We start from the raw sequence: 11,688 nt of genomic DNA, 5'->3' as shown, positions 1-11,688 counted from the left end.
TAGGCTTGAACACCTTTATTGTATCGCGTTTGGAGATTTTTTGTATAACAGTCGATGCGCACCCGCATAGCGGGTGGTTGATTTGTCTCGCACCTATCGGAGCGAGACTGGGCTTAAAGCCACATAACCAAAACAGCACCACTTGAGGTGCTGTTTTCATTTATTCAAATACAAACTGATTATGGTACAATTCTGCGTAGAATCCACCGAGTTTGAGCAGTTCGTGGTGACTGCCTTGCTCGATGACTTCTCCGTCTTTTAAGACGATAATCTGGTCGGCATTGAGAATGGTTTTCAAGCGATGGGCAATGACAAAGCTGGTGCGGCCTGCTGCAATGGCTTCCATGGCAGACTGAATCTTGGCTTCTGTCACGGTATCCACATTGGATGTCGCTTCGTCTAGGATTAAAATCTGCGGGTCCGTCAACAGGGTACGCGCAATTGAAATCAGCTGTTTCTGCCCTGTTGAAAAGACATTGTTTTCATCATCGACATAGGTGTCATAAGCATCTGGCAGACTCATGATAAAGTCATGGATATGGGTCGCCCGTGCAGCGGTTTCCACCATTTCCTGCGAAACATCGCCTGCTCCAAAGGCGATATTATCCCGAATCGTTCCTGAAAAGAGGACAGATTCCTGCAAGACAATCCCGACATTTTGCCGAAGGCTATCGAGGTCAAATTCCCGAATATCGGTCCCGTCAAAACGGATGCTTCCTCCGTCCACATCGTAAAAACGATTGAGCAAGTTCATAATCGTTGTTTTTCCAGAACCGGTCGGTCCGACAACGGCTGTCATCTGCCCCTTAGGTGCAGTAATGCTGACCTGTTTCAAGATTGGTTTTCCAGGCACATAGCTGAAATCAACCTGATCAATCTCAACCTTGTCTGTCAATTGTGTAAAGGCGGGCGCGTGTTGCGGACGGATTTCCTCTGGTTCATCGAACATCTCCTGAATCCTGTGCGCACCCGTAAAGGCTAACTGCATCTCCGCCCAGCTTGATGCGACCTGCATCAGAGGCTGGTAGTATTGTTGCGAATATTGGACGAAGGTGACCACCAAGCCCAAGGCTTCTGCTGTTGACAAGTGACTATCAGACAAGGCAATGGTAGAGCCTACAAAAATCACGATAGCTGTATTGACCAAGCTCAAACCATTCATCACCGGAAAGAGCAGCCCTGAGAAAATACGCCCCTTAAAAGTAGCTTTTCGCACCTTGGCATTACGCTCCATAAAGCCTTCGATGACCTGCTCCTGCAAGCCCTGAACGATAATGGCTTTCTGGCCCGAGATATGCTCATCCATATAAGCATTCAACTGCCCAACTTCTTTTTGCTGCAAATCCGTGTATTTCCGTGACATGCGGATAATAAAGAATAAAAAGACAAAGGCAAGGGGACTAGTCGCTACCACGACAAGGGCCATCTTGCTATTTTGGGCAAACATCATGATGACAATCCCAATATACAATACGGTCTGCGTCACCACCGTCGTCAAGGACATGTTAAAGGCATTTTGGATATTATCCAAATCCGAAGTAAAGCGAGACAGAATTTCCCCATCCTGATGCTGGTCAAAGAAGCGGACGGTCAAACGTTCCAACTTGCCAAACAAGCCCTTGCGCATCTGGTTGGTCGAGCGGGAAATGATTCTGGTAAACAAGAGAGCGTAGGTCACTGCACTCGCTGCCATCAGAACTACCGCCACCAGTAAACTCCGCAAGGTGGCAAAAAAGAGTCCCGCATCAATCCTATCGCCTGCTGCCATTTTCTGCGCCAACTCGGTCAACTCTGTCACCGCTTTTCCCATATAGACAGGAGCGATGACCTGCATGCTGGTCGAAAGGAGAATCGCTAGAAAGATAATGGCAAAGGATACTTTGAATTGTTTAAAATAGGTCCAAAAAAACCGTGCTGTTTTCATCTATTCGGCCTCCTTTCCTTTCTGGGTTTCAAAAATCTCCCGATAGACGCTGTTGGTTGCTACCAATTCTTTATGAGTTCCTTGTCCAATCAAGCGCCCCTCATCCAAGACCAAAATCGTATCGGCCTTGACCACTGAAGAAATCTTCTGGGCAATGATAATGGTTGTTGTCCCCTTCAAGTCCTTATTCAAGGCTTCTTGAACCAGTTTTTCCGACTTGGCATCAAGGGCTGATGTAGAATCGTCTAAAATCAAAATTTTAGGATTGGCTACGAGACCGCGAGCAATCGACATCCGCTGTTTCTGACCACCTGAGAAATTATTTCCCCGTTCTTCGACATCACTTTGGTAGCGGTCTGGCATGCGGTGGATAAATTCCATGGCCTGCGCAATCCGTGCAGCGCGTTCTAGTTCAGCATCATCTGCATTCTGCTTACCCTGACGAATATTGGAGGCAATGGTTCCTGAAAAGAGAATAGCCTTTTGCAAAATAATCGACACGGTCTGACGTAGAGTGGACTGACTGACCGTCTTAATGTCCACACCGCCAATTTCAATCCGCCCTTCTTGAGGATCAAACAGCCGTGGAATCAACTGTGCAAGAGTGGATTTTCCAGCACCTGTTGCCCCAACCACACCAACCATTTGACCTGCAGCAATCTCAAAACTAATGTCTTTCAAGGTCGGTTGCTCATCTTTTGGATAGGTGAAGGTCACATGGTCAAATCGAATCGTTCCTGTCAATTCTTGGTCTGGCACATCTTGATAAGCCAAGGCTGGCTCTGTTGTGAGGACTTCATTGATCCGGCGGATAGAAATCATAGCACGGCTGGCATTGCTTCCCATAAAGCCAACCATGATAATCGCAAACATAATCTGGATTAGATAGGTATTAAAAGAAGCTAGTTTATTAATTGCTTCTGGATTGTGACCCAACATGCCATATACCGAGTAAATAGCCGCATAGATGGCAAGGTAGGAAATCAGGATAAACACGGGTTCTAAAAAGGAAAAACCACGCCCAATAAAGAGGTTCAAATCCAGCAAGTCATCCGAGACTTTTTCAAATTTTTCCGCCTGATTTTTCTCCTGCACAAAGGATTTGACCACCCGTACACCGCGGAGATTTTCCTTGGCAATGGCATTAATCTTGTCGACCAGTTGCTGGAAGCGCCCGAAACGAGGCCCCATAATCCCCATGATGACCGCCATGGTAGCACCAATCAAGACAATCATCAACAGCACAATCCACCACAAGGAAGGCATGGTCATGATGGCAAAGACAACGCCCCCTGTAAACATCAAGGGCAAACGAAGCAAGACCTGAAAGGACATCATGAGCAAATTTTGCACCTGAGAAATGTCATTAGTCATGCGCACAACCAGATTTCCTGCATTAAATTCCTCGATATTGGCATAGGAAAAGGTCTGGATTTTTTTGAACATATTCTCTCGCAAATCCGCTGACACAGACTGGGCAATGTAGGCTGCAAGAACCGTATTGATGGCTCCTGCAAGCAGACCCACGCCCGCAATCCCTAGCAACCAGCCGCCAAGCTGATAGATGCCTGCTTGATTGTTTTCTGCTACAGCCGCTAAGACACTTTGTAAAAAACGAGGCTGCAACAAGCTACTACTAACATATAAAATGACCATACACATGGAGCCTAAAGCATACCATTTGTATTTCATAATCGCTTTGATTAACATATCGTCTCCTTTTATAGGGGATTGAACAAGGAATAGGACAAGGCAAGGAGCCGCTGATAGAACCGACGTTCATCAAAGCAACTGAACGATGTCCTAATCTTTATTCAATTCACTATACAATGAATAATACCCCTCATGGTATCATATTTGAGGCGAGTTTTCAATCCTTTTTGCTCACTAGAAACCGAATGCCTCATGCAAATTTTTCATAAATATGATAAAATGGAGATACTGATTAGTCCCAAAGAGAGGAAGTAATATGAACAAACAAAAAATCGCCGTTCTCGGCCCAGGATCATGGGGAACAGCCCTGTCACAGGTCCTCAATGACAATGGTCACGAAGTGCGAATCTGGGGAAATGTCCCGGAGCAAATCGATGAAATCAACCAATTCCACACCAACAAACGCTATTTCAAAGACATCGTCCTAGACCCTGCCATCAAGGCTTACAAGGAATTAAGCGAAGCCCTCGACGGGGTAGATGCTGTCCTCTTGGTCGTACCGACCAAGGTCATGCGTTTGGTGGCCAAGCAAGTCGCTGAAACGCTGGATCACAAGGTGGTGGTCATGCACGCTTCCAAGGGGCTAGAACCTGAAAGCCACAAGCGTCTATCCACCGTCTTAGAAGAAGAAATCCCTGCTGCACTTCGTAGCGAGGTGGTCGTCGTATCAGGACCAAGTCATGCGGAGGAAACCATTATCCGAGACTTGACCCTCATTTCAGCGGCATCCAAGGACATGGAAACAGCCCAGTATGTCCAAACCCTCTTTAGCAACCACTACTTCCGCCTCTATACCAATAACGATGTCATCGGGGTTGAAACAGCTGGGGCGCTTAAAAATATCATCGCAGTGGGAGCAGGTGCCCTGCACGGTCTTGGATATGGTGACAATGCCAAGGCAGCCATTATCGCTCGTGGATTGACCGAAATCACCCGCCTAGGCGTTGAAATGGGGGCTAATCCTCTTACCTATAGCGGTCTGTCTGGGGTCGGTGATCTCATCGTGACGGGAACCTCTGTCCATTCACGGAACTGGCGGGCAGGCGATCAGCTCGGACGCGGTGAAAAGTTAGAAGACATCGAACGAAACATGGGTATGGTCATCGAAGGGATTTCTACGACAAAGGTTGCATACGAGCTCGCCCAAGAACTCGGTGTCTACATGCCGATTACCCAAGCCATTTACAGCGTCATCTACCAAGGGGCTAGTATCGAAGAAGCCATCAAACATATCATGTCTAGCGAATTCCGTCAGGAAAATGAATGGTCATAAAGGAGAAGAACATGATTAAAAAAGTTAGAAAAGCCGTGATTCCAGCAGCGGGTCTGGGAACGCGTTTCCTTCCTGCTACCAAAGCCTTGGCAAAAGAAATGTTGCCGATTGTAGACAAACCAACCATTCAGTTCATTGTAGAAGAAGCGCTCGCTTCAGGAATTGAAGACATCCTAGTGGTCACCGGAAAATCAAAACGCTCCATTGAAGACCACTTTGATTCCAACTTTGAATTAGAATACAATCTGAAAGAAAAAGGAAAAAATGACCTTCTTAAATTGGTTGATGAAACAACAGGCATTCGCTTGCATTTCATCCGCCAAAGTCATCCACGTGGTTTGGGAGATGCCGTTTTACAGGCCAAGGCCTTTGTCGGAAATGAGCCCTTCGTTGTCATGTTAGGGGATGACTTGATGGACATTACCAATAAAACAGCGACCCCGCTCACCAAGCAATTGATGAACGACTATGAAAAGACCCATGCTTCTACGATTGCGGTCATGCCTGTCCCTCATGAGGAAGTCTCTTCTTACGGTGTTATTGCGCCGCAGGGCGAGGGTATCAACGGCCTTTATAGTGTCAATACTTTTGTAGAAAAACCTGCGCCTGAAGACGCACCATCTGACCTCGCCATCATCGGCCGCTACCTCCTTACTCCAGAAATCTTTGATATTTTGGAAAATCAAGCACCAGGAGCAGGAAATGAAATTCAGTTGACAGATGCCATTGACACGCTCAACAAAACCCAACGCGTATTTGCCCGCGAATTTAAGGGCAACCGTTACGACGTTGGAGATAAATTTGGTTTCATGAAAACCTCGATTGACTACGCATTGCAACATCCACAAGTCAAAGACGACCTCAAGCAATACCTCATCGAACTTGGCAAAAAATTAGAAGATAAAAAATAATAAAGAATAAAGAAAACACGAATTCTCTCTAGCAGTAATTGCGGAAACGATTCGTGTTTTTTTATGGATTAAAGACTGAAACTCATCAAGACCAAGCCAAATGCCAACACTAGATAGAGGAGAAGTGCAAGACGCTTTTGCTTAATCGTAAAGAGATATTTTTCTTGCAGGGTTGGTAAAAAGATTCCTGCCAAGGCACCACCAACAACACCGCCAATATGGCCTGCTAGGCTGATTTCAGGATTAAACAAACCCAAGACCAGATTGATGAGAAGAAGGGCAATATAGCGCTGTCCCAAGAGTTGTAGATAGGGATTGCGACTGTAATAGCGCAGAACAACCATGGCTCCAAAAAGACCGAACAAGGAGGTCGATGCCCCTGCTGCCACCGCAGTTGGTGTGAGCCATAAGATAAAGATATTTCCCATGATACCTGCAAGGAAATAGAGGAGGAAAAAGCGCTTTGAGCCAAAGATGGCTTCCAATTGATAGCCGAAAACATAGAGTGTCATGCTGTTAAAGAGAAAATGTTCCCAGCCAATATGCACAAAGATGGGCGAAATCAATCGCCACAACTGGGTCGGATCAATCTTCACGACCAATCCATACATTCCTCCAAATTCATAGATGGTCTGTGCGGTCGTTGCCTGTCCAAAGCGCAACACTTGCATGGCTAAAAAGACCAGCGTCGTCACCAGCAACAGGGCATTGGTTACGGGATAACGTTTATCAATCAGTTGTTTCATAGCATACTACCTCTCTCACTGCTTGGTCGAACTCTTCCTCGCTAAACTCATAGCGCTGAAAATCACAGATGGTGCTGACTGTCATTCCTTGATAGTCTAGCAGATAGCGATCATAAAAGCCACCGCCGTAGCCAATCCGATAGCCCGCCTCATTCCAGGCAAGCCCTGGTACATGGATGATATCAATCTCTGACGGATCAATAACCTCATCAGACCGCGGTTCCCAGACACCAAACGTGCTTAACGCCAAGTCGTTCGCATCATAAGGCACAAAGACCATACGTCCCTTCCCGTAGACTTTAGGGACTACTACCTGCTTCCCGTCCTGCTTGGCCTGCGCAATCAAATAAGACGTATCCACTTCATGGGGCATGGACAAAAAGGTCGCAATTGTGCTGGCTCTCTGATAAGCCTCCTGCTGACAAATGACTTGACAGGCCCATACACTCCAAACTTCTCGCTCCTCTACCGACAAGCCTTTTAATCGAGCTAACATGCTTTTTCGAATGCGTGATTTTTCCATCTGCACTTCCCTTTCCTAACGATAAAAACCAATCCCAGAGACGAATGGTCACGGATTGGTTCAACTGCTTCATCACTCTGCTGCTTTGTGGCGCAAAAATTCTGCCAAGTGCTCCACCGCAAATGGGATAGCCTCCTCTTTGGGATTTAGACGGGGATTGTGTAGGGGATAAGGCGTATCCACACCGAGCCAGAACATGACACCGGGCACCTTGCTAAGCAGATAGCCAAAATCCTCTCCAGTCATGGCAGGGGGACAGTCCATCACCTCTACATCAGGCAGCGCCTCAAAATAAGTCATCAGCTCATCTGCTAATTGGGGATTGTTTTCCACAGGCAGATACCCACCTTGGTTCAGTTCAATCTCCACCTCAAGGCCAAAAGAGGCAGCAATACCTTGTGCCACTTCGCGGACCCGTTTTTGAACCAAGAGGCTCATGTCTTGGGTCAAGGAACGAATCGTCCCATGCAAGAAGGCTGTTTCGGCGATGACATTATTGGTCGTACCCGCATGCATAGAACCAAAGGTCACGACCGCCCCCTCAATCGGATCGACATTGCGGCTGACAACGGATTGCACTTGGGTAATAAAATAGCTCGCAGCCACCAAGGCATCATTTGCCGTATGCGGAAAGGCTGCATGACCACCGCGCCCGATAAACCGAATCTTGACTTCACAGGTTCCTGCAAATAGAGTCCCACGGTTGGTCGCAATCTGTCCCACTTTCAAATCAGGGCGCACATGTAAGCCATAAAATTCATCTGGCAACCAGTCTCCAAAGGCTCCTGCCTCATACATGAGCATCCCACCTGCCAGATTTTCCTCGGCTGGCTGGAACAAAAAGAGTAGGTTATGGCGCGGTTGTTTGGCAATCATCTGCTCCAAAAGACCGAGGGCAATGGTCATATGAAAGTCATGACCACAGGCATGCATACGATCTGCATGGGTAGAGGCAAAATCAAGTCCTGTCTCTTCGACAATAGGCAGCCCATCAATATCTGTCCGCCAGCCAATCGTTTTTTCCCCTTCCGTTCCCGTCAGATAGACCAGAATCCCTGTCTCCCAAGTCCGAACCTGGGCAAAGGAGCAATCTGTTAACAGAGCATCAAGCGTCTCCATTAGAAAGGCATGGGTCTTGAACTCTTCCATTCCGAGTTCGGGAATTTGGTGCAAGGCGCGCCGTGTCGCAATTAAATCAAGCATCGCTATCTCCTAGAGTGTTCGAAGTGCATCTTCTAAGGCTGTTTTTTGTTGGGTTTGGGCATCGATTTCCTTTATCACACGAGCAGGAACTCCTGCAACGACGACATTTTCAGGAACATCTTGGGTCACGATGGCACCTGCAGCGACAACTGAACCACTACCAATCTGCACCCCTTCGATAACAACAGCATTGGCACCGACTAGGACATTATCTCCTACACGAACAGGCTCTGCGCTCGCAGGCTCAATCACACCAGCCAAGACAGCACCCGCACCGATGTGGCTATTTTTCCCAACAGTTGCACGGCCTCCGAGAATAGCACCCATGTCAATCATGGTTCCCTCGCCGATTTCCGCACCGATATTGATGACCGCTCCCATCATGATCACAGCATTGTCTCCAATGGTTACTTGGTCACGGATAATGGCACCCGGCTCAATGCGGGCATTTATCGAGCGTTTATCGAGCAATGGCACCGCCGAATTCCGCGCATCTTGCTCTACTACATAATCTTTGTTTTCTGTCAAGTTAGCAAGAAGCGGCGCAATATCTTTCCAATCACCGAAAAGGACATTGCCGAGTTTGACTACCGTTTCAGGAACAGCAGCTGCTAATTCCCCCTCAAAGGTCACCTTGACGGTGGTCTTTTTCTCTGCTTGGGCAATAAATTGAATAATCTCTTGGGCGTTCATTTTTGTCGCTGTCATAACATCTCCATTTCTCAAATAAATAATCCGCTTCCTATTATAGCAAATTTTCAGAATATTTGGAAATAATCTTTGCTTTCAAACTGCCTTTTCTTCAAAAAAAGAAGACCGAGAAAGGGATTTCTCAACCTACTTCTTCAGTCTGTCTATAATAGTTAACGCTTATTTTAGCATAGGCTGAACCTGTTCTCTAGCTGTTGCCATTGCTTGTTTTAATTGGTCGCGAGCTACTTTTAAACCAGAAATAATATTTTCACGGTCTGCTTCTGAAATTACAGCACTGTCGTCACCATGGCTCGCAAATTGAGTCGCAATAGTTTCTTGCTGTTTGTCCAAGATTTGTGTCAATTGCTCACGAAACGGCGCAAGTGTCTTCTTGCCTGCTTCTGGTAATTGAGCAATCAATTCATCAAAGTCAGCCACATAGGCGTCTGTTAAGGATTTAAAGGCTGTCTTCACATCGCCCAAGGTTTGAACGGCCTCGATTTCTTGATCTGAAAGATAAACGATGGTGGATTCTTTCAAGGTTTTCGTTTCAGATGAAGAACTGGTTGATGTTGATTCTTCTACCTTAGACGATTCTGCTGTCATAGAAGATGACGAGCTATCGCTTTCTGTAGCCTTATTCGTTGAACAAGCTGTTAAAGCTGTTACTGTCAACAGACCAACTAAAATAGGGAACAATTTCTTTTTCATGATAGCCTCCTTTGGCTTTTCTACTTCTATCCTGCCCTAATCTCACCAAATTGTCAAGAGTTACCCTTATTTTCTCTTCTTGAACGGAAAGAGTTTCGGAACTTGTTGGACAAAGGCGGGTACTTCAAGTTTTTTAGCCCGTGCTTGTTGAGCCTTGATGCGACTGTCTGCCAATCCTGACCCTGTCAGATAGTGCAATTTGACAAAACTGCCCTTGGGGACAGCTGATAGCAGGACATTCGGTTTAGGATACATGTCAAGGACAGTATTGACCTGCTGATGCGCATACCTAGCTTTTCCCTGTACGGCAAGCGCAACCGGCTTTAACCCTAGCGCTTTTAAATGTTCTTGCGCTTCTTCCAAGGGAAGCCCGACTAGATTTGGCAGGGAAATGGTGACATCACTCGCCACAATCACCTCTGGGGTCACATAGTAGAGTTTGACCAGAGTTCCTGGCTCCAGATTGCCTGATTTAGGAACCATTGCCACCACTTCGCCCGCCTGCTTGTTGGCATAGCGCTGATGGGGCTTGGCAAGAATCCGTGTGACCACAAAGCCTAGCTCCTCCAGATGGTTCTGGGCTTCTGCGATGTCCATGTCCACCATATTGGGCAGGCGCACGAGACGATTTTTCTTCTGGTAATTCTGCTCCAAGACCTTATCCACCAGCGGAACAACCGCATGAACTGCCTCACCAATCACCCGTGTTGTATCTGGAATCACATCAAAAATCTTTGCGACTTCCCCAATCATTTTTCCCTTGACTGGTAATTTCTTTTTCGCCATTTACTACCTCTTTTTCCTAGTCTATCTCGTCAGTATCAACGGTGGAAAAAGCCGATTTTCTTACTTTCTTCCACTACTTCCTTATCTACATAATAGAGCTTGACCAAACCTTTTTTCTCTACCCAGTAAGGAGCGTAATCGACCACTTCGCCATTGCGTTTCTTGGCGTATTTGCGCTCGGGCTTGACCAAGACCGCACTCACACGAAAGCCCATGTCCGTCAAGTGTTTCTTGGCTTCCGCCACATCCAACTCAAGGACATTTGGGACTTCTTTTTTACCGATATGGTCAATCCCATTTAAGATGGCACTTCCTGCCAGCCACAACCATGATTCCAGCATCGCTTTTCTCCTCATTCTTTCTCTATTATCATTATAAGGTTTTCAGACTAAACTTTCAAGAAAGAGCAAGTGGGATAGAACGTGCGTTTTCTTCGCCTAGTTCTACGTTCAAAAAAATGTGAAACAAAAAAGGTCGTGGCAACACTAGCCCGACCTATGGATTCATCAAACCTGTTTCCGCCCAAACGCTTCGTCCCAATCTCTTTCAAAATCCGCCACTGCCTTGTCAATGGAAGGGTGGGCGAGCAATTGATCCAAGACATCGGTGCCTAGAGTGACAAAGCCTGCTCCTGCATGGACAGCATCCAACACCTGTCCGACCTGCTTGAAGCTCGCAGCTAGAATTTGAGTGGAAGATTGAGTGCGCTCAATTTCCTGTTGAACATGGGCAATGAGTGAGGTGGCATCCCCATTTAAGACCGAAATACGATTGACATAGGGAGCTAGGAAATCTGCGCCGCTTTCAAGGGCTAAAAGAGCCTGCATTTCGGTGTAAATCGCCGTCGCAGTCACCCCTAACTTGGCTTTTTTAAGAGTTTGTATCACCTGTAGTCCAGCCTTCGTGACAGGCACCTTGATAAAGATTTGGTCATCAATGCCTTCAATAAGACGGTGGGCATCGGCCAACATTCCCTCATAATCTTGAGCAACGACTTGGACATGGAGGCTCCGCTCAAAACCAATCAACCGGCGGATACCTTTCATGTGTTCAAAAAAGTCCAGTTGCCCCTCTTTCTTGAGGATACTGGGATTGGTCGTCACACCTGACACAGGCAGATAGGTCAAATACTCTTTGATTTTTTCCTGATTAGCAGTATCTAATAGTAGTTTCATCGTTTTTTCCTTTCAAAATAACATAAAAAA

The 11,688-nt window shown here is 46.6% G+C and carries 12 protein-coding genes; 2 read left to right on the top strand and 10 right to left on the bottom strand.

Going from position 1 to position 11,688, the window contains the following annotated elements; genetic code table 11:
• Nucleotides 1-160 precede the first annotated feature (160 nt).
• Together BU202_RS07850 and BU202_RS07845 are read right to left on the bottom strand one after the other, a co-directional pair.
• Entirely contained in the window at nucleotides 161-1,924 is a 1,764-nt protein-coding gene (locus BU202_RS07850; RefSeq protein WP_075105240.1) for an ABC transporter ATP-binding protein, read from the bottom strand.
• Nucleotides 1,925-3,634 carry an ABC transporter ATP-binding protein gene (locus BU202_RS07845; protein ID WP_075105239.1) on the bottom strand — a complete coding sequence of 570 codons (1,710 nt, stop codon included), beginning with the start codon at nucleotides 3,632-3,634 and terminating at the stop codon, nucleotides 1,925-1,927.
• Nucleotides 3,635-3,893: 259 nt separating this feature from the next.
• On the opposite strand from BU202_RS07845, the gene BU202_RS07840 reads away from it, so the two are divergent.
• A complete protein-coding gene (locus BU202_RS07840; protein ID WP_075105238.1) occupies nucleotides 3,894-4,910 on the top strand; it encodes an NAD(P)H-dependent glycerol-3-phosphate dehydrogenase in 1,017 nt (338 codons plus the stop codon).
• Nucleotides 4,911-4,924: 14 nt separating this feature from the next.
• Nucleotides 4,925-5,821, top strand: coding sequence for a UTP--glucose-1-phosphate uridylyltransferase GalU (gene galU, locus BU202_RS07835; RefSeq protein ID WP_075105245.1), 897 nt, complete (start codon nucleotides 4,925-4,927; stop codon nucleotides 5,819-5,821).
• Between the two features lie 68 nt (nucleotides 5,822-5,889).
• Here the strand turns inward: galU and BU202_RS07830 are convergent, their stop codons facing one another.
• The 8 genes from BU202_RS07830 to BU202_RS07795 all read right to left on the bottom strand — a co-directional run bounded on the left by BU202_RS07830 (nucleotide 5,890) and on the right by BU202_RS07795 (nucleotide 11,658).
• The gene (locus BU202_RS07830) at nucleotides 5,890-6,567 is read right to left on the bottom strand and encodes a rhomboid family protein (RefSeq protein WP_075105237.1); all 678 of its coding nucleotides are present in this window, start codon (nucleotides 6,565-6,567) and stop codon (nucleotides 5,890-5,892) included.
• Nucleotides 6,551-7,090 (bottom strand): 5-formyltetrahydrofolate cyclo-ligase, encoded by a 540-nt coding sequence (locus BU202_RS07825; RefSeq protein WP_075105236.1) that lies wholly within the window; start codon nucleotides 7,088-7,090, stop codon nucleotides 6,551-6,553. Before BU202_RS07825 ends, BU202_RS07830 begins: the two co-directional genes overlap by 17 nt.
• Nucleotides 7,091-7,162: 72 nt before the next feature.
• Nucleotides 7,163-8,293 (bottom strand): N-acetyldiaminopimelate deacetylase, encoded by a 1,131-nt coding sequence (locus BU202_RS07820; RefSeq protein ID WP_075105235.1) that lies wholly within the window; start codon nucleotides 8,291-8,293, stop codon nucleotides 7,163-7,165.
• Nucleotides 8,294-8,302: 9 nt separating this feature from the next.
• On the bottom strand, nucleotides 8,303-9,001 hold the full coding sequence (gene dapD / locus BU202_RS07815; protein WP_075105234.1) for a 2,3,4,5-tetrahydropyridine-2,6-dicarboxylate N-acetyltransferase: 699 nt from the start codon (nucleotides 8,999-9,001) through the stop codon (nucleotides 8,303-8,305).
• A 162-nt stretch (nucleotides 9,002-9,163) separates the two neighbouring features.
• Complete coding sequence (locus BU202_RS07810; protein WP_075105233.1) at nucleotides 9,164-9,697, bottom strand: hypothetical protein; 534 nt, start codon at nucleotides 9,695-9,697, stop codon at nucleotides 9,164-9,166.
• 66 nt (nucleotides 9,698-9,763) lie between these two features.
• Complete coding sequence (locus BU202_RS07805) at nucleotides 9,764-10,483, bottom strand: PASTA domain-containing protein (protein ID WP_075105232.1); 720 nt, start codon at nucleotides 10,481-10,483, stop codon at nucleotides 9,764-9,766.
• Between the two features lie 35 nt (nucleotides 10,484-10,518).
• Nucleotides 10,519-10,824, bottom strand: coding sequence for a PASTA domain-containing protein (locus BU202_RS07800; RefSeq protein ID WP_075105231.1), 306 nt, complete (start codon nucleotides 10,822-10,824; stop codon nucleotides 10,519-10,521).
• Between the two features lie 165 nt (nucleotides 10,825-10,989).
• Nucleotides 10,990-11,658: a fructose-6-phosphate aldolase gene (locus BU202_RS07795; RefSeq protein ID WP_075105230.1), complete on the bottom strand. Its 669-nt coding sequence runs from the start codon at nucleotides 11,656-11,658 to the stop codon at nucleotides 10,990-10,992.
• Between the last annotated feature and the right edge of the window lie 30 nt (nucleotides 11,659-11,688).

The sequence above is a fragment of the Streptococcus cuniculi genome (assembly GCF_001921845.1).
Lineage (GTDB): Bacteria > Bacillota > Bacilli > Lactobacillales > Streptococcaceae > Streptococcus > Streptococcus cuniculi.
The sequence above is the reverse complement of the archived record's forward strand: the minus strand, read 5'-3'. Positions and strand labels throughout refer to the sequence as shown.